Annotated in this window: 17 protein-coding genes and 1 pseudogene; 8 read left to right on the top strand and 10 right to left on the bottom strand. The window is 63.4% G+C overall.

Annotation, left to right across the window (positions count from 1 at the left end; genetic code table 11):
• Window positions 1-135 precede the first annotated feature (135 nt).
• The 3 genes from ASE60_RS21495 to ASE60_RS21485 all read left to right on the top strand — a co-directional run bounded on the left by ASE60_RS21495 (window position 136) and on the right by ASE60_RS21485 (window position 4550).
• A complete protein-coding gene (locus ASE60_RS21495) occupies window positions 136-2955 on the top strand; it encodes a DUF2339 domain-containing protein (RefSeq protein ID WP_057252783.1) in 2820 nt (939 codons plus the stop codon).
• 6 nt (window positions 2956-2961) lie between these two features.
• Window positions 2962-3618: an HD domain-containing protein gene (locus ASE60_RS21490; protein WP_057252781.1), complete on the top strand. Its 657-nt coding sequence runs from the start codon at window positions 2962-2964 to the stop codon at window positions 3616-3618.
• An 80-nt stretch (window positions 3619-3698) separates the two neighbouring features.
• On the top strand, window positions 3699-4550 hold the full coding sequence (locus ASE60_RS21485) for an MOSC domain-containing protein (RefSeq protein WP_057252779.1): 852 nt from the start codon (window positions 3699-3701) through the stop codon (window positions 4548-4550).
• 63 nt (window positions 4551-4613) lie between these two features.
• Here the strand turns inward: ASE60_RS21485 and ASE60_RS21480 are convergent, their stop codons facing one another.
• Window positions 4614-5546, bottom strand: coding sequence for a phytanoyl-CoA dioxygenase family protein (locus ASE60_RS21480; protein ID WP_057252777.1), 933 nt, complete (start codon window positions 5544-5546; stop codon window positions 4614-4616).
• A gap of 127 nt (window positions 5547-5673) precedes the next feature.
• Between ASE60_RS21480 and ASE60_RS21475 the strand changes: the two genes are divergently transcribed.
• The 5 genes and pseudogenes from ASE60_RS21475 to nadC all read left to right on the top strand — a co-directional run bounded on the left by ASE60_RS21475 (window position 5674) and on the right by nadC (window position 11174).
• Window positions 5674-6540: an AraC family transcriptional regulator gene (locus ASE60_RS21475; protein ID WP_057252775.1), complete on the top strand. Its 867-nt coding sequence runs from the start codon at window positions 5674-5676 to the stop codon at window positions 6538-6540.
• Window positions 6541-6638: 98 nt separating this feature from the next.
• Window positions 6639-7034, top strand: a pseudogene (locus ASE60_RS34755) (MFS transporter); the annotation flags it as partial.
• Between the two features lie 392 nt (window positions 7035-7426).
• Window positions 7427-8506, top strand: coding sequence for a quinolinate synthase NadA (gene nadA / locus ASE60_RS21465; protein ID WP_057252773.1), 1080 nt, complete (start codon window positions 7427-7429; stop codon window positions 8504-8506).
• A 110-nt stretch (window positions 8507-8616) separates the two neighbouring features.
• Window positions 8617-10215 (top strand): L-aspartate oxidase, encoded by a 1599-nt coding sequence (locus ASE60_RS21460; RefSeq protein ID WP_057252771.1) that lies wholly within the window; start codon window positions 8617-8619, stop codon window positions 10213-10215.
• Between the two features lie 50 nt (window positions 10216-10265).
• Complete coding sequence (gene nadC, locus ASE60_RS21455) at window positions 10266-11174, top strand: carboxylating nicotinate-nucleotide diphosphorylase (protein WP_057252769.1); 909 nt, start codon at window positions 10266-10268, stop codon at window positions 11172-11174.
• Between the two features lie 121 nt (window positions 11175-11295).
• Here the strand turns inward: nadC and ASE60_RS21450 are convergent, their stop codons facing one another.
• The 9 genes from ASE60_RS21450 to ASE60_RS21410 form a co-directional block, all read right to left on the bottom strand.
• Window positions 11296-11541, bottom strand: coding sequence for a hypothetical protein (locus tag ASE60_RS21450; RefSeq protein WP_058320251.1), 246 nt, complete (start codon window positions 11539-11541; stop codon window positions 11296-11298).
• A 149-nt stretch (window positions 11542-11690) separates the two neighbouring features.
• Window positions 11691-12719: a hypothetical protein gene (locus ASE60_RS21445; RefSeq protein ID WP_057252765.1), complete on the bottom strand. Its 1029-nt coding sequence runs from the start codon at window positions 12717-12719 to the stop codon at window positions 11691-11693.
• On the bottom strand, window positions 12661-13200 hold the full coding sequence (locus ASE60_RS21440; RefSeq protein WP_057252763.1) for a tyrosine phosphatase family protein: 540 nt from the start codon (window positions 13198-13200) through the stop codon (window positions 12661-12663). The genes ASE60_RS21445 and ASE60_RS21440 overlap by 59 nt, the downstream gene beginning before the upstream one ends.
• Before the next feature lies 1 nt (window position 13201).
• Window positions 13202-13810, bottom strand: a complete 609-nt coding sequence (locus ASE60_RS21435; protein ID WP_057252762.1) for an HD family hydrolase — start codon at window positions 13808-13810, stop codon at window positions 13202-13204.
• On the bottom strand, window positions 13807-14655 hold the full coding sequence (locus tag ASE60_RS21430; protein ID WP_057252761.1) for a folate-binding protein YgfZ: 849 nt from the start codon (window positions 14653-14655) through the stop codon (window positions 13807-13809). Before ASE60_RS21430 ends, ASE60_RS21435 begins: the two co-directional genes overlap by 4 nt.
• A 202-nt stretch (window positions 14656-14857) precedes the next feature.
• Window positions 14858-15649, bottom strand: coding sequence for a hypothetical protein (locus ASE60_RS21425; RefSeq protein WP_057252759.1), 792 nt, complete (start codon window positions 15647-15649; stop codon window positions 14858-14860).
• 15 nt (window positions 15650-15664) lie between these two features.
• Window positions 15665-15934: a hypothetical protein gene (locus tag ASE60_RS21420; protein ID WP_093232155.1), complete on the bottom strand. Its 270-nt coding sequence runs from the start codon at window positions 15932-15934 to the stop codon at window positions 15665-15667.
• A gap of 158 nt (window positions 15935-16092) precedes the next feature.
• Window positions 16093-16539: a TIGR02301 family protein gene (locus ASE60_RS21415; RefSeq protein ID WP_057252758.1), complete on the bottom strand. Its 447-nt coding sequence runs from the start codon at window positions 16537-16539 to the stop codon at window positions 16093-16095.
• The gene (locus tag ASE60_RS21410; RefSeq protein ID WP_057252757.1) at window positions 16536-16997 is read right to left on the bottom strand and encodes an NUDIX domain-containing protein; all 462 of its coding nucleotides are present in this window, start codon (window positions 16995-16997) and stop codon (window positions 16536-16538) included. The genes ASE60_RS21415 and ASE60_RS21410 overlap by 4 nt, the downstream gene beginning before the upstream one ends.
• Between the last annotated feature and the right edge of the window lie 38 nt (window positions 16998-17035).

The following is a 17035-nucleotide window of genomic DNA, read 5'->3' as shown; positions in this document are numbered from 1 at the left end:
ATTTCAGGATAAAAACATGCAGCTACAGGGACCTTTGTGCGTCTGATAAGACGCGCGGCGCTGTAGAGATTTGGCGAGCGTACAAAAGTTTGTATGGTTGCGCCGAGCACGCCGGTGCGACCGTCAGGGGTATACATGTTCGAACTCTTTGCTTTTCTTGCCTTTATCCTCGCTCTTTCCGCCTTCGCCGGCGGTCGCAAGACGGCCGAGCGGCTGGGGGCTGAAATCTCCGCGCTGAAGGCCGAGGTCGCAAAGCTGAAGACCTCATCGGGCGAAGGCGTTCAGGCCGAAGCGACGACCGAAGAGCTCGCCGCCGCGCCCGAATCGCCGGTGGAACCGGAGACGGTCGAGGAGACTGCGATCGGCCTGACGGCCGGCGCGCGCGAGGGTGCCCGGATCTTCGGCGAAGTGGAGAAGGCGGCGGAAGACATCGAGGGTGGCGAGACCATTGCCGCCAGCACAGAAGCGCCACAGCCGGTACCGGCTGCGCTCCGTCAGACCGAAAGCCTGGAAAGCCGCCTCGGCGCGCGTTGGGCGGTCTGGGTCGGCGGCATTGCGCTCGCGCTCGGCGGCGTCTTCATGGTCAAATATTCGATTGATGCCGGCCTCCTGAGCCCGGCGGTTCGCCTGACGCTTGCCGCCCTGTTCGGCCTCCTGTTGATGGCCGCAGGGGAGGTCATCCGCAGGCGTGCGGTGCCTGTCATCGCCAATGAATTCCAGAACGCGATGATCCCCGGCATCCTGACTGCGGCCGGTGCCGTCACCCTGTTCGGTGTCGCCTATGCCGCCTATGGCATCTACGGCTATATCGGCACGGGCGCGGCATTCGTTCTGCTGGCCGCGACCTCGCTGGCGACCGTTGGTCTGTCGCTGCTGCATGGGCAGGCGCTCGCCGGCCTCGGTCTGCTTGCCTCGCTCGCAACCCCGGCACTCGTCTCGAGCGACGAACCGCGCCCCTGGGTCCTCTTCGGTTTCCTCTCGGTCGTCTGGCTGGCGACTTTGCTCGCGTCGCGGCTGCGGACTTGGACGGTAGTGCCGACCCTTGCCAACGTCGGCATCGGGCTTTGGGGGCTTGCCTATATCACTGCGGCCTCGCCATTCGAACCGCTGCCGGTCACATTTGCGCTGTTGGTGATGATCGTCGGCATCGGCCTCGTCTGGCCAGGTGCTACGGAAGCTGCTCCCGCGCCCGAAGTGCCTGAGGGTGCGCAGCGGCGCGGCGCCGTTGCCGGACAGTGGGAACGGTTGTTTATCCCGCCGCATGCGGCAATCTCCATTTCCGCGGCCATCGCCGCCACGGTGCTTGCGCTCCTTCTGATCAGCCCGGCGGTTTCCGCGGCGACGTATCCGGTGACGGAGTTTGCCGTTGTCATTGCTGTCCTCGCTGCCTTGGGAGCCTGGCGAGCGACGGCGGTCTATCCCGCCGTACTTTCCGCCGTCGGCGCAGTCGCCGGCGTCTGGAGCCTGACGGCGCTGAGTGGCGTGCTCGCCTATCTCGATCCCTCGCTTGCCGACGCTCTGCCGACGATCGTGCTGCCTGGCCGCACCGCCATGATCACGGCAATGCTGCTTGCGGCGCTGTTCGTGTTGCTCGGCGGCTTCGTGCTATCGCGCCGCCTCGTCACCCATCCGCATTATTCGACCCTTTGGGCCGGCATCGCCGCGGTTGTCCCGATCGCCCTGACGGCGATGTCGTTCCTGATGACCGGCAACTATGCCTTCGATCTGCCGCACGGCCTGTTCTCGCTCTTCGCCGGAGCCGCGCTGCTCGCGTTAGTGGACTGGCTTTACCGCCGCGGCGGCGAGGCGGAGGCGCGCGATATCACGGCTGGATTACTGGTCGCCGGTTCGTTCGCGTTCTTTGTCCTTGCCCTTCATGCCTGGACCGATGGGCTCGTCACCACACTTGCGATTGCCGTGCTCGGAACAGCCTATGCGCTCGCGACACGCATCCGCACCTGGCCGATCCTGCCCTGGATGACCGGTGCTGCGGCTGTGGTCGTTCTCGGGCGCATCGCCTGGGAGCCGACGATCGTCGGTGCTGGCAATCTCGGCACCACGCCTGTCTTCAACGCGCTCCTGCCGGGCTACGGCATTCCCGCCGCGCTCCTCGCCGGCTCCGCCTATTTCCTGAGATCCTGGTCGAACACACGAGTACGCAACCTCCTGCAGGCGCTCGCCAGTCTCTTCGTGCTCTTGACGCTCGCGATCCTCGTGCGTCACGCGATGAACGGCGGCGTGCTCGACAGCGCTGTGCCGACGCTCGGCGAGCAGTCGATCTACACGCTGCTGGCGATCGGCGCCTCGGCGATCTTCATGAGCCTCGACATGAAGTCGCCGAGCCCGGTCTTCCGCTATGGCGGCATGGGCCTCGGCGTACTTTCGATGTTGTCGGTGCTTTCGGCGCATCTCCTCGGCCTCAACCCTTACTTCAGCGGCGAGCTTCTCGGTCATATCCCGTTCTTCGATCTCCTGCTGATCGGCTATCTGCTACCGGGGCTCGGCTATGCGGGGCTGGCCTGGTATGCGCGTGACAAGCGGCCGTTGCCCTATGTCATGGCGCTTGCGGTCAGCGGCGCTGTGCTGGCCTTCGCCTGGGCGAGCCTCACGGTCCGCCGTGCATGGCAGGGGGAAGACATCGCGGATTGGAAGGGTTTCCTGCAGGGGGAGACCTACACCTATTCGGTTGTCTGGCTGCTGCTGGGCGTGTTGCTGCTCGTGCTCGGTTCGCGTTTCCATGCCAAGAGCATTCGCATCGCTTCGGCCGTTCTCGTCTTCGTCGCTGTCCTGAAGGTGTTCCTGATCGACATGTCCAACCTCGAAGGTTTCCTGCGGGCCCTGTCCTTCATCGGCCTTGGCGGGGTATTGATCGGGATAGGGCTCTTCTATCAGAAGATCCTGTCCGGTGTCGGCGTCGCATCGACGGCGCCGACAGATCCTGCCGAACAGCAATAGGACGTCATGACACATATTTCGAAACTGGCGGCAGCCTTCGCGCCGCATGAGGATCTCGCCGCGGTGCTGCTGCCGCATGCCTTTGCCGCCGATGACGGCTCGCATGATGCCGCGCATCTGATCCGCGTCTGGAAGAATGCTGCGCGCATCCACGCGGAGGAGGGCGGCGATACGCGTTCGCTCGCCGCCGCCGTCCTGCTCCATGATTGCGTCTCGGTCGAGAAGAACTCGCCCTTGCGCACCCAGGCATCACGTCTGGCGGCGGAGAAGGCGACCGGCATTCTGCAGGAACTCGGCTGGGGTACGGGAGAGACCGGCGCCGTGGCGCACGCCATCCTGACCCACAGCTTCTCCGCCAACATTGCACCGGAGACGCTGGAGGCGAGGATTCTTCAGGATGCCGACCGGCTGGATGCGATCGGTATGGTCGGCGCCGCCCGCTGCTTCTATATCGCCGGGCGCATGGGCAGCGGTCTCTATGACCCGCTCGATCCGCTGGCGGAGGCAAGGGAACTCGATGACAAGGCGTTCGCCATCGATCATTTCGAGACCAAGCTGTTCCGGTTGGCCGATGGCTTCAAGACCGAAGCTGGCCGCCGATTGGCGGCGGAGCGCGAGGAGCGCCTGCGCGACGTGCTTGCCATGATGCTCGATGAAATCTAATTCTTTCAAGATATTGCCGCTATCCCGTGAATCGGATCGTCAGGCGCTTGAATCTATTTTTGAACATGAAGGAATTGTCCATGAAGGTGACCGGTCTCAACATTCATCCGCTGAAAAGCGGCCGCGCCATCGCCCGTGAGACGGTTACCGTCAACCTCGATGGCGTCGAGGGCGACCGGCGCTTCATGCTGATCGAGCCGGACGGGCGCTTCATCACCCAGCGCGAATTGCAGGCGCTGGCGAAGGTCGAAGCCAGCCACATCGATGGCGGTGTGCATCTTAGGATGGGCGACCGGGAAACCTCGGTACGCTTTGATCCGGATCGCCGGCTGAACGTCCAGGTCTGGGGCAGTGAAGTCGATGCCGCCGTTTCCGACGATACGGCGGATGAGACGCTGTCCGCATGGTTCGGCCGCCCGGTCAAGCTTGCCCACATGGACGCCTCGGCCGAGCGCTTGGTCGGTGCCGAGTGGGCCGGCACCGCAGCGCCTGTCGGCTTTGCCGATGGGTTCCCGGTCCTGATCACGACGACCGGCTCGCTCGCCGATCTCAACCGGACCCTCGCCGAAAAGGGCCAGGAGCCCGTCGGCATGGACCGGTTCCGCACCAACATCCTCGTCGATTGCGACGACGCCTGGGATGAGGATTTCTGGGAAAGCGTCGAGATCGGCGGCATTCGGTTCGATCTCGTCAAGCCCTGCGCCCGCTGCATCATGACGACACAGGATCAGATCACCGGCGAGCGTATTGGCGGCAACCCGATCCAGGGACTGGCCGAAAAGCGCATGTCCTCCGATCGGCGCGTGCCCGGCGTGCTCTTCGGCTGGAACGCGGTGCCGCGCAGCGAAGGCACCCTCAAGCTTGGCGATGAGGTCAAGGTCACCGGCCGGCGCGGTGAACGCTGGCCGATGAAGGTGCGTGCTTCGGCTTAAATCGGACGCAACTCCGGACGGAAAGCCGTTTCACATTCTTCTCGGAATTGCTTCCGGGCCGCATCACGCCCAGGGCGTGATTCCGAGAAGCTTGGCGCCGAGATCCGAGAGGCTGGCGGGGGAGGCATTGAGCTTTTCCCATTGGCGCGGGTCGCCGGGAAAGGCGTCACGCTTGGGGTGGTCGAGTTCCCGCCACAGCCGCACCCGTTCCTCGCGCTCGGCGACATTGTCCCATTCCGCCGGATGCATCGAGATATATTGCGCCATCCGCACACGGTCGTCGGAGTGGTTGGGGCGCACACCATGGGCGAGCAGGCTGTTGAAAATCATCAGGTCGCCCGCCTCCATCTCGATGTTAACAGTCGAGAGACCGGCCATGTCGGGGTGCATCGGGTCGCGGTCGGCAGCTTGCGTCTTCTCCCAGCTTTCGAAGTTTTCGAAGAGTTCCGGCACGCATTGGAAGCCGCCGACGTCGCCGTCCTGTTTCTTCAGGCTCAGCACGCCCTGAACGCCGATCGGCAGAGGCCGGATCGAGGTGTCGACATCCCAATGGATGAATCCGTCAGGATTACCCTTCACCTTCTTCGGCGGATTGAGGTTGGCGCGGTCAATCGTCACCCACAGATCCTCGCGATCCCAGATGTCGACGAAGGCGCCGTAGATGCGCGGCTCCTGCCGGTTGTCCCAGAGATACTGGTGATTGTAGATCTCCAGCATGCCGGTGTTGTTGAGTTCCTTCATCTTGTGCTCGCGCCGCTGCGGCGCATACCAGGTCGAAGGATCGCTCGGATCCTTCTCGTCGAAGCGCCAGAGCAGATCGACGAGGCGCTCGACATTGGCCGGCGGCACCGCCTGTCTCACGATGACGTAGCCCTTGCTGACCCAATGCTGCCAGTCCGTTTCCGAAAGCACGCGCAGCGGCAGCCGCTTCTTGATGTCCTTCAGTTGTACCTCGAGATTGGCAGCCGTGGGGTGGCTGTCTCTGAGCGCCTGCATGAATGTCTCCTCGCCTTGAATGTTCGATTGGTCGATGGAGAAAGCCTAGCCTTCTGGTCGAGGCCATGTTGCACGAAGCATGCCAATATTGATACTATTCTGGCATCGTGAGGCGAAGGCATGCAACATGAAGCCTGTTTTGCAGAAAATACCGCGGGCGACCAATGCTTCGTCGATCCTGCTCGACCGCCGCCTCGACGATTCCATTCCGTTCCAATGGCACCATCATCCGGAGTTCGAACTGACGTTGACGCTCAACTCGCGCGGCCAGCGCTTCATCGGCGACCATATCGGCGCCTATGACGACGGCGATCTCGTGCTCGTCGGTTCCAACCTGCCGCACACCTGGCACTCGTCGGGTAAGATTGACAGTGCCGAACCGCACGTGGCGCTGGTGCTCTGGTTTCATCCGGAATGGGTGGAACGTCTGGACGACGGCTTTGTCGAGCTCACCGGTGTCAAGGCGATGTTCGAGCGATCCGCCCCGGGCTTGCAGTTCACTCCGGAAGTTGCCGCCCGTGTCAGGCCGCTGTTTGAAGGGTTGCGCAGGCTGGCGCCGGAGGAACGGCTGCCTGATGTCCTCTCTCTGCTGACAATCCTGGCGCGTGAGCAACAGGTGGCGCCGTTGTCCAGCCGTGTCGTCACGCCATCGGGCCGATCGGTCGATCGTGGTCGCCTCGACCGTGTGCTCGACCATATCCATCTGCACTACGCCGAGAACCCATCGATGGAGGAACTCGCCGACCTTGCCGCCCTCAGCCTTTCCGGTTTGCATCGCCTGTTCCTGCGCCACCTCAACATGCCGGTCTCGGAGTATCTGATGCGGTTGAGGATCGGCGAAGCCTGCGCGCTCCTCAGCGGCTCGGGACGATCGATCGCCCACATCGCCGAAGCCGTGGGCTATCGCTCGATCGCCAACTTCAATCGGCAGTTCAAGGCGGCCAAGGCCATGACGCCCAGGGAGTTCCGCAACCGATTCCGAAGCGCTGCGTAACTCAGGCATCAATTCCGGTGATCGCGGCGTCAATATAATTGGCTTTTATCTGTTTTAGCCGCCGCCTAGGATGCCGGTCCATCAATCGGAGATATTTCATGTCCGCTGTTTCCGGAGCATCCGCGCCGTCCCATGCTCGTCAGGAGATGCCCTGGCTGATCATCGCGGCTGGTTCGGTCGTTGCGATGCTCACCTTCGGCCCGCGCTCGGCGATGGGCTTCTTCCAGTTGCCGATGCTCGCCGACACCCGCTGGGATCGGACGACTTTCGGCCTCGCCATGGCCTTGCAAAACCTCTGCTGGGGCTTGAGCCAGCCGTTCTTCGGCGCGATCGCCGACCGGTTCGGCACTTGGCGGGTGCTTGCCATGTCTGGCCTTCTCTATGCTGCGGGCCTCATCATCATGGCCTTTGCCAATGCGCCGATCTGGCTGCATATCGGTGGCGGCGTGCTCGTCGGCATGGCGGTCGGCTCCGGCTCCTTCGGCATTCTCCTCGAAGCCCTACTTTCTGGCGCTGATCTATATCGCCCGCTCGGTGGCGGTGACCGCCTTCCTGCTGCTGCCGCAGACGCCGGTCTCCGTCGTCATCTTCGCGATCGTCATGGGCCTTCCTGTCGGCCTTTGCCCGCAACGTCACGCCGCATCAGCGGTCGCTCGAGGCGATCGTCCATTGGCCGATCGAGGAGAAGAGCGTGGTGCGGCCGGCGATGGCCTGACCGCATGTGCAAACTGGGGCGCTGCGAAAAACAGCGCTCCATTCTTGAATTCTGTCACAAAACTTTCTAAATCAACCCATGCGGCTTTGCCGCTTTTGTTTTGGTTCAATTATGCTCAGATTGAGCATAATTGAAAAAGCTGCCCGGGAAGAGGGCGGAGAGGAGATCTCGATGACGCGCGTTGTTTCCCGCAAAGAGGCGGTGGCGAACCCGGTTCTTGTCAGCGCTGCCCAGCGCTTTGGTGTCATCGAAAGACCCGAACTTGCCTTCACGCCAGCGGTCGCACGCGAGACGGAACATCTCTACGAGAAGGTGAAGGACTTTATCCCGGCGATCGAGTGGCCGGTCTATGCGCCCTATGTGCACGCCATCAACCGGCTGAAGAAGGAGCGCAATGCCGTCATCCTCGCGCATAACTATCAGACGCCCGACATCTTCCACTGCGTCGCCGATATCGTCGGCGACTCGCTGCAGCTTGCCCGTGACGCCAGCAAAGTCGATGCCGAGATCATCATCCAGTGCGGCGTGCACTTCATGGCCGAAACGTCGAAGCTGTTGAGCCCGGAAAAGACGGTTCTGATCCCGGACGGTAAAGCCGGCTGCTCCTTGTCGGAATCGATCACCGGCGCCGATGTGCGCCTTCTGAAGCAGCGTTACCCCGGCGTTCCTGTCGTCACCTACGTCAACACCTCCGCCGACGTGAAGGCCGAGACCGATATCTGCTGCACCTCGTCCAACGTGCTTGACGTCGTCGAGAGCCTGGAATCCGACACGGTGCTCTGCATCCCCGACGAATATCTGGCGATGAATGTCGCGCGCCAGACCAACAAGAAGATCCTGACCTGGAAGGGCCACTGCGAAGTGCATGAGCGCTTCACCGCTGCCGAGCTGCTCGCTTACAAGGAAGCCAATCCGGGCATCGAGATCATCGGCCATCCGGAATGCCACCCGGATGTGATCGCCGTTTGCGATTTCGCCGGTTCGACGTCGGGCATGATCAACTATGTCAAGGACAACCGCCCGTCGAAGGTCCTGCTCGTCACCGAATGCTCGATGGCGTCGAACATCCAGGCCGAGATCGAGGGCGTCGAGTTCGTCAAGCCCTGCAACCTCTGTCCGCACATGAAGCGCATCACGCTGCCGAAGATCCTCGACAGCCTGCTCAACATGACGGAGGAGGTTCTCGTCGATCCGGCGATCGCCGCCCGCGCCCGCCTTGCGGTCGAACGCATGGTGAACCTCAAGCAGTAGCAATTCCGCCTGGCGGTTCGCCCGGCCTACAGCGCCGCGCGCCTTATAAGGCGCGCAAAGGTCGCTGTAGAATATAGAAACTCTGCATGCGCATTGGAGGAGAATGAAACATGCTGACCGACCACTTCCGCCCGCAATCCTTCAACGGGATTGACGACATCGTCATCGTCGGCGGCGGCCTGGCCGGCCTTTTCTGCGCGCTGAAGCTGAGCCCGAGGCCGGTGACGATCCTGGCTGCCGCGCCCATCGGCCACGGCGCCTCGTCGGCCTGGGCTCAAGGGGGCATCGCCGCGGCCATGAGCCCGGGCGATACCTTCGAGAAACACGTTGCCGACACGCTCGCCGCCGGCGCCGGCATCGTCGACGAGAAGATGACGCGCATGATGGTCGCCGAAGGCCCGGCGCGCATTCACGATCTTCTGGAATATGGCGTGCCCTTCGATCGCGACCTCGAAGGCAAGCTGCTCTTGTCGCGCGAGGCGGCGCATTCCGAGCGCCGCATCGTCCGGGTCAAGGGCGACATGGCCGGCAAGGCAATCATGGAAGCGTTGATTGCCGCGGTGCGCAAGACGCCTTCGATCCGCGTGATCGAGGGTTACGTCGTGGAGGAACTGGTTCGCGAGGGCCGGTTCATCTCCGGCGTCATCGCGCGACCGGATGCGGGACAGTCGAAGAAGCGCGTCTCGTTCCCGGCGCGTGCCGTCGTACTTTGCTCCGGCGGCGTCGGTCATCTCTATGCGGTCACCACCAACCCTTGGGAAGCCTGCGGGCAGGGGGTCGGCATGGCAGCGCGCGCCGGCGCGATCATCGCCGATCCGGAGTTCGTGCAGTTCCACCCGACCGCGATCAATATCGGCAAGGATCCGGCGCCGCTAGCGACCGAGGCGCTGCGCGGTGACGGTGCCCACCTCCTGAATGCAGCCGGCCATCGCTTCATGCTCGACATTCACCCCGACGGCGAGCTTGCGCCGCGCGACATCGTTTCGCGCGGGGTCTTCGCCGAGGTCCAGGCCGGGCGTGGCGCCTTCCTCGATTGCACCAAGGCGATCGGCAAGCACTTCCCCGACATGTTCCCGACGGTCTATGCCTCGTGCACCGCGGCCGGCATCGATCCGGTGACCCAGCCGATCCCTGTCGTGCCCGCGGTCCACTACCATATGGGCGGCGTGCTGACGGACGCGGAGGGCCGCACCTCGATCGATGGCCTCTGGGCCGCCGGCGAAGTCACCTCGACAGGCGTGCATGGCGCCAACCGCCTTGCCTCCAACTCGCTGCTCGAAGCCGTCGTCTTTGCGGCCCGTATCGCCGAAAACATCAAGGGCACGCTGCCGACGCCGCAGCTCACCGAGTGGGGCGACAATGCCGGCGAGAATGACGATCCGGTGACCGTCGAGGATAGCCCGCAGCTCAAGGTTCTGCGCCAGGTGATGAGCGATTGCGTCGGTGTGATCCGCACGCGCGAAAGCCTGCTGAAGGCAATCCGAGAGATCGCGGTGCTCGAGCGCGAAAATTCGCGCATGCGCTTTACCAACATCATCACCACAGCCAAGCTGATCACCGTCGGTGCGCTACGCCGCACGGAAAGCCGCGGCGGCCACTTCCGCGCCGATTGCCCGGCGGAGCGGCCGGAATGGCGCCGACGCACCTACCTGACGCTCGCCGAAGCCAATCGCCTTTCAAAGGAATTGGCTGAAACGGAACCGGCGTGATCCGGCACTCCGCCACTCGCATGTGACTGAAGCTCAAGGACCGCCAGCAGATGACCGCAGCCTTCCGCCCCGAACTGCCCGCACTGATGATCGAGGACCAGGTGCGCGCCGCACTGCTTGAGGACCTCGGCCGCGCCGGCGACATTACCACGCAGTCGACGATCGGACCGGAGCTGACGGCAACGGCCGGCATGAATGCCCGCGACCCCGGCGTCGTCGCCGGGCTCGATCTCGCGCGCGCCGCCTTCCGTCTGGTCGACCCGTCGATCGGTTTCGAGGCGTTGGTGGCGGATGGGGACCGGGTGGCGCCGGGCACGGCAATCGCCCGCATCTCCGGCCGTGCCCGCGGCCTGCTATCGGCCGAGCGGGTGGGCCTGAATTTCCTTATGCATCTCTCGGGTATTGCGACCTATACGGCGAAATTCGCCGACGAGATCGCCCATACGCGTGCGAAGGTTTGCTGTACCCGCAAGACCATCCCGGGGCTGCGCGCACTCGAGAAATATGCCGTGCGTCTCGGCGGTGGCTCCAACCACCGCTACGGGCTCGACGACGCGGTGTTGATCAAGGATAACCACATCGCCGTTTCCGGCGGTGTCGCCAGCGCCATCCACGCGGCGCGGGCCTATTGCGGCCATCTCGTCAAGATCGAGGTCGAGGTCGATGGTCTCGACCAGATGCGCGAGGCGCTGACCGCCCAGCCCGACGTCATCCTGCTCGACAATATGGGCCCGGAGCTGCTGCGCGAAGCCGTCGCCGTCAACCAGGCATTCTGGCAGCTCTCCACCGACGCCTACGCGCTCGACGCCCGCCGCACCCGGCTCGAGGCCTCCGGCAACGTCAAGATCGATACTGTGCGCGCGATTGCCGAAAGCGGCATCGACTACATCTCGACTTCAAAGATCACCATGGCCGCTCCAACGCTCGACATTGGCCTCGATGTGGTGATCAACCGGTAACGAGCAGTTCAACTACAGCGCCGCGCGTCTTACCAGACGCGCAAAGGTCGCTGTAGCACTTTGATTTTCTGCATGTCTTGGACCTTAAATCGAGGTCGATTTAAGGAGACACCCAGTAGCGTTATCGCTGCATGATGAACGGGCAGGCGAAGCGCTCGCCGACGGTGATCTGCGTGCCGCAATCGTAGCGGCAGGTCTTGAACTGCCCGTTCGAATCCTGGCTGTTGAGATTGCAGATCGTGGTCTGCGGCTGCATGCCGCCGCCCTGCTGGTTCTTGAAGTAGTCGGGCATCTTCGGCTTCTCGTCGATACCCGACTGGGGCGAGGTGCCGAGCAGCGACGTCAGCAGGGTCAGTGCGAGCAGCATGGTTGTCACCTCCGTCATGAGCAGCGCGGAAGCTGGACCCATTCGCACCGCGATGGACGCGTCCTGTACCCGCGTCATGGCCTAGAATGTAGTGCGATTTTCGCGATCTGTTAGACGTAGCGCCGATTTTCCGCGGCCGGCATCCGCAATCATCGCCCGCCAACCTTGAGGCCCGGGGCAGGGCGCTCGTCGAGGATCTGGCGGCGGAAGCGGAAGAGGGCGGCCGGGCGCCCACCGGTCGAAGACAGTGTCATGCCTGTCGGTTCCACCAGCTCCGCACCTTCGACGAGGCGGCGGAAATTCTGCTTGTGCAGGTGACGGCCGGAGATCGCTTCGACGGTCGCCTGCAGGTCGGTCAGCGTGAACTCCGGCGGCATCAGTTCGAAGACGACAGGGCGATATTTGAGCTTGCCGCGCAACCTCGCGATCGCTGTCGCGACGATGCGGCGATGGTCATGGCGCATGGCCTGTCCGACGGTCAGAACGTCGTGGCCGTTGCCGTGGCCGTCGAGCACAGCTTCGGGCACGAGCCCGGCCTCGTAGAGCAGCTCGTAGCGCTCCAGCACCCGCTCCTCGTCCCAGGGAAAATCGTCGAGACCAAATGCCAGGCGAATGCGTGCCCGGCGGCGGGCGATCCGGGCGGCCTGTTCTTCGCCGGTGGCGCCAGTCTCCCAGCGGGCAAGCCCCGGCAGGATCGCCTGATCGAGGACCGGTGGGCGGCCCTGCCGCCAGTCTTCCCAAGGCAGGTAGCCGTACCAGTCGCGCCAGTGCGCGCCGGCTTCGGCGAGCCGCTCGGTGTTTTCGGCGTCGGTCCTGGTTAGCGCCAGATAGCCGACCGAGACCATGTGTTTGCCTTCTTCGCCCGGAAGCCGCTGCCGGCCGCGATCACCGAAGGTGTAGAGCTGTTCGATATAGCCGAGTTTCAGCGCCGTACGCTTTTCGACGCGATCGCGCAGGCTCGTCTCAAAGGTCCGATGCAGCGCCGGATCAAAGGGGCCGAAGGGCAGGCTGTCTCGCGCGTCGCCGTCGGTTTCGCTGACGGCAAGGATCCGAGGACTGCGCTGGACGACGGCGACGATCGCCGCATTGAGGCCGATTTCGACCGTCGTCGGCTGCGTTTCAGTCGGCAACGGCTGCCCCCTCGGCAAGGAGCGGCAGGACAAAGGGTGCGTTACCATCGGTGTCCGCACCTCGGCCGATCCCGCGCACGGCGGCCATGAGCCGCCCGTTACGCTGGAGCACCGTATCACCGATCTCGATAAGCCGGCTGTTTGGCGTTGCGAAGGGCGAGGCGCGCCGCAGGCGCTGAACCAATTCTGCGTCATCCTGGTCCGGCTCGGCGGCAAGGGCCGCGATAAGCGCCGCTGCCGGCGAACGCGAAACGCCCATCCAGCAATGGACGAGCAACGGCCGCGCGCGATCCCATTCGCGCGCAAAGGCGACGATCTGCCGGACATGCTCTTCCTGCGGCGCGATGAGGTCGCCGGTGCCGGCAAAGGTGATGTCGTTCATGCCGAGCGTCAGGTGCCGCGCCTTGGCGATGACCCCGGGGCGATGAAAGTCCTGGCCCTTGGCGACAAGGCTGATCATCTCGGTGCAGCCATGGCGAACGGCCATTTCGGCGATGCGGGCGAGTGGCGAAACGACGATCTCCGGCATGTCAGATTTCCGCGCGCGCCGGCAGGCGCTCTGCTTCCAGAACCTGGAACCGTTCCGTGAACAGCCGCTGCGCTTCGACGGCCGGCAAAGGATCGATCAGCAGCGTTTCGCGGGTAATGCCGCGTGGCTGGCCGAAGAACTTGCGCGCCTCTTCGACCGAGAAGCCCGCAAGCACGGTCGCTTCGAAATAGGCGGCGACGTGGTCGGCCTTCTTGATGCGATCCTTCAATTCCTTGGAGCATTGCGCTGGCAGGCCGAAGCGCAGGTGAATGGCGCTTTCCAGCCGCTTTTCCACCGACTTGTAGCCGCCGCCGACCACGGCCTTGAACGGCGAGATCATGTCACCGATCACATATTCCGGCGCGTCATGCAGCAGGGCCAGCAGGCAGTCGTCGGTGCTGCATTTGTTGCTGCGGCGAAAGATGTCCTCGACCATCAGGCTGTGCTGCGCCACCGAGAAGGCGTGGTCGCCGGCCGTCTGGCCGTTCCAGCGGGCAACGCGCGCGAGCCCATGGGCGATGTCGCCGATTTCGACGTCGAGCGGCGACGGATCGAGCAGGTCCAGCCGGCGGCCGGAGAGCATGCGTTGCCAGGCGCGAGTCGACGTCACGCGCTTGCCTCGTCGGCGCTCGTCGGGAAGGTGAGCCCGGTCCATTCGGGCAGGACCATGGTCACCGGTACGTCACCGGCAAGCAACTGGACATCGTTCGCCATGGCTTCGCCGGCCTTGTCGATGCGCACAATCGCGAGTGCCGACTTGCCTTGAACCGTACCCAGCGTGCCGATGGACTTATCGTTCGCAGTAATCGTCGTTCCCGTCGGGGGAAGCGCGGTCTGCGCAGAGACGATCACGACCCGGCGGCGCGGCATGCCGCGGTGCTGCATCCGCGACACCACTTCCTGGCCGACGTAGCATCCCTTCTTGAAGGAAAGGCCGCCGTTCTTGTCGAGGAGAACATCATGCGGAAAAGCATCCTGCGCCACATAATCAGTGCCGGCACGCGCGACGCCCGCTGCGATTCGAAGCCGCTCGAGTTCGTCGACACCCGCCGTGTCGCCGGCTGCATCGCCATAGGCGCGGAAGAGTGCGACGCCGGCTTTCTCGAAGCGGTGATCCCGATAAGCCCCCTCAGGCGGGGCCTCGTCAAATATCACGGTGACGACCGCGGACGCATCGATCGAAAGGTCGACCGCCGAGCGAAGCTTGTACATCGTCAGGCGCTTCAGCAGTGCTTCCGCCTGGTCGCGCGCGGTCTCCAGCCTAAGGCCGTCGCCGTCACGGGAGATCATGAAGTCGAACAGGATCTTGCCCTGCGGCGTCAGCAAGGCGCCGGGACGCGATTCATCGGGCGCCAGCGCATCGAGGTCGGTGGTGATCAATCCCTGGAGGAGATCTTCGGCGTCCTTGCCGGAGACGGCGACAATCGCGCGGTCGTCGAGGCGAACTCTGGGCATCGTTCGAATCCTGCTCGGCGGGTGGGAACCCGCTCAACCTAGAGCATTTCCAGCAAAAGTATGTAACGGTTTTGTGCCCGGAAATGCGTACAACAAACACCGATCACGTCGCGATCCGGGTCGACTCGACCTGGTACCATCGTGATCTCTTGGCGAAGAGGTAGGATGTTCGGAGAGGATCGGCAAGCTCGGTCGCCCGCGGTCAGTCGCCGGCGATGAAGAATTTCCACTTTCCGTCCGGCATGATGCCGACGCGGTAGAAGTTGTAGCTGCCGAACTCTTCCATGTCTGCAAAGTCCCCTGCGGTGACCAGGCGGAACAGATCGACCTTTTCCGGTGCCGTGAGCGTCGAGAGCTTCTTCTCGGCGAAATAGGGCCAGACATAGGCCTCCTGCGGCGTGCCCTTGTCCACCAGCACGAAACCGGTCGATAGAACGTCGAGCAGGATTGCCAGGATTTCGACACCCTCTTGATCGCCCGAAAGTCCCTTGAGAATCGCGACCGGGTCCTCGTCGCCGGTGACGCCGGTGACCTGGGTTTGGGTCGGGCCCTTGCCGAGCAACGGGCGCAGGCGCTCGATATCGCCGGAAGCCGCCGCTTCGACGATCAGTTCACGCATCCGGGCAACAGGCGCCGGAATCTTGGAAACGTCTGTCAGAACCTCGACAGGCCCGGCCGTCTCAGGCTCTTCGGCCGCGGGGGCCTCGTCCTTGGTGGCCGTCGCTGACTTGTTGATCAGCGGATCGGGCATCGGGATTTCGAGCGGAAGCTTCTCTTCTTCTTCCGGCTCCTCCGCGACAGGTTCGGCCACAGGCGGCGCCGCCTTCTGGTCGCCGGTAGCGGGCTGTTCGGTGGGAACGGGTTGCGGCGCGCCCTGCAATTCGCTGAGAGCAAAGGCCGGGGAGAACGCTGCCGGGGTGCTCAAGGCGACACCGGCCAAAAGCAGCGTGGCGAGGCGAACCGGAAGGGTCCGGTTTGCAAGATTCCGAATCATCGGGCAGTCCTGATATTACTGAAGCGTGCGCTGGGGCGAAAATTCGCCGGCGAGGACGCGTTCGCGAAGCGAATTGAGCATCGCTTCCGCACCGTCTTCGCCATGAAGCCGAACGGTTTCCCGCATGGCGAGCGCGATGGCCGCATCGGCGATGATTTCCGGCTCGATACCATCAGCCATGCCATCCGCCCAGGCCTCGCTCTGGTGTTCCAGCGCAGCCTGCATTTTCTCGTGGACGATCATGTCATCGATGTCGGTCAGGCTTGGTTCCATCATTCGTTCCATGCGACTTCCATTGTGCAAGCGGTTCATTCTTTGGCCGTCCGGCTGAACTCCAACTGAACGGCTGTGACGGACTCGCCACTTCTTACCACTCTCTTAACGAACTTAGCAGCCTTTTCCCGAAACGACACGGGGTCGTGAGAAAAGAGGTTAATTTATTGCTAATTTCCAAAGCGGGCGACGATTTCTGACGCAAGTGTTGCGCCTTCGGCACGGTATCGCTGCTCGGCGACGATCGCCGGTCCCGTGCAGGTCGTATAAACAGAGGCAAAGGTGCGATACCCACGGTTGAAGGCGGCGGTCATCCTTTCGCGTCGTTTGATCTCGTCGGCCGTTTCCTTGTCGATCAGTTCCTGCATCGAACGACGCCAGACATCCTCCGGCTCCTTGACGCAAAGGTTCCTGAGATAGTGAACGGAGCCGATGATTTCGGAAAGCCGGATCAACCTTTGGTCGTAGGGTGTGGGTTTCTCCTCCACGACGGCAGGGGCTGCAGCCTCGGTGGTTGCCGTCTCTTTCGTCGGCGTTTTTTGCGCCGCCGCACCGGTGGCGGCTGTCAGCGCGAGGCCGGCCAGGGCAAGCCGCGCAAGGATCGGGGCAGTGATCATGGCTCCACCAAGCCGGAATTGACGGCGGTTTCAAGGCCGCGGCCGGATTCCGTGTCGATCTCCGCGAGCCTTTCCACGCATTCGCGCACGCTGTCCGGGATCGGCAAGGCAAAGATTTCGGCCGGCGTGAACCAGCCAAGACCGGCGGCGTCGTCGCTGGCAACGGCTACCGCGTCGCCACCCGCGTCGGCTCGGAAGACAGAAAGCAGGAAATGCCGTCCTTCCGATTCCTTGCCGGGCAGGTCGTAGGTTTCGAACAGCACGGGATTGCGGGCCTCTATGCCGGTCTCTTCCAACAATTCGCGAAGCGCAGTTTCAGCCGGCGTCTCTCCGGGCTCCGCCCGTCCACCGGGAAAGGCGTACATGTCGGCCGACGGCGGGTTGGCCCGCCTCACGAGCAGGTAGCGGCCGTCGCGTTCGAGAATGACCGAGGAGGCGAGTTCAGGCTTGGTCGACATCGGGAATCAAATTGCCTCAGTAACGTTGACCCATCCTA

The sequence above is a fragment of the Ensifer sp. Root278 genome (genome assembly GCF_001429285.1).
Lineage (GTDB): Bacteria > Pseudomonadota > Alphaproteobacteria > Rhizobiales > Rhizobiaceae > Ensifer.
This window is presented reverse-complemented; position numbering and strand designations above follow the sequence as displayed.

Excerpts from the sequence above, each read along its gene's own strand:
- ASE60_RS21495 (WP_057252783.1), top strand. The coding sequence starts at position 136 with ATGTTCGAACTCTTTGCTTTTCTTGCCTTTATCCTCGCTCTTTCCGCC.
- ASE60_RS21490 (WP_057252781.1), top strand. The coding sequence starts at position 2,962 with ATGACACATATTTCGAAACTGGCGGCAGCCTTCGCGCCGCATGAGGAT.
- ASE60_RS21485 (WP_057252779.1), top strand. The coding sequence starts at position 3,699 with ATGAAGGTGACCGGTCTCAACATTCATCCGCTGAAAAGCGGCCGCGCC.
- ASE60_RS21480 (WP_057252777.1), bottom strand. The coding sequence starts at position 5,546 with ATGCAGGCGCTCAGAGACAGCCACCCCACGGCTGCCAATCTCGAGGTA.
- ASE60_RS21475 (WP_057252775.1), top strand. The coding sequence starts at position 5,674 with ATGAAGCCTGTTTTGCAGAAAATACCGCGGGCGACCAATGCTTCGTCG.
- nadA (WP_057252773.1), top strand. The coding sequence starts at position 7,427 with ATGACGCGCGTTGTTTCCCGCAAAGAGGCGGTGGCGAACCCGGTTCTT.
- ASE60_RS21460 (WP_057252771.1), top strand. The coding sequence starts at position 8,617 with ATGCTGACCGACCACTTCCGCCCGCAATCCTTCAACGGGATTGACGAC.
- nadC (WP_057252769.1), top strand. The coding sequence starts at position 10,266 with ATGACCGCAGCCTTCCGCCCCGAACTGCCCGCACTGATGATCGAGGAC.
- ASE60_RS21450 (WP_058320251.1), bottom strand. The coding sequence starts at position 11,541 with ATGCTGCTCGCACTGACCCTGCTGACGTCGCTGCTCGGCACCTCGCCC.
- ASE60_RS21445 (WP_057252765.1), bottom strand. The coding sequence starts at position 12,719 with ATGGTAACGCACCCTTTGTCCTGCCGCTCCTTGCCGAGGGGGCAGCCG.
- ASE60_RS21440 (WP_057252763.1), bottom strand. The coding sequence starts at position 13,200 with ATGCCGGAGATCGTCGTTTCGCCACTCGCCCGCATCGCCGAAATGGCC.
- ASE60_RS21430 (WP_057252761.1), bottom strand. The coding sequence starts at position 14,655 with ATGCCCAGAGTTCGCCTCGACGACCGCGCGATTGTCGCCGTCTCCGGC.
- ASE60_RS21425 (WP_057252759.1), bottom strand. The coding sequence starts at position 15,649 with ATGATTCGGAATCTTGCAAACCGGACCCTTCCGGTTCGCCTCGCCACG.
- ASE60_RS21420 (WP_093232155.1), bottom strand. The coding sequence starts at position 15,934 with ATGGAACGAATGATGGAACCAAGCCTGACCGACATCGATGACATGATC.
- ASE60_RS21415 (WP_057252758.1), bottom strand. The coding sequence starts at position 16,539 with ATGATCACTGCCCCGATCCTTGCGCGGCTTGCCCTGGCCGGCCTCGCG.
- ASE60_RS21410 (WP_057252757.1), bottom strand. The coding sequence starts at position 16,997 with ATGTCGACCAAGCCTGAACTCGCCTCCTCGGTCATTCTCGAACGCGAC.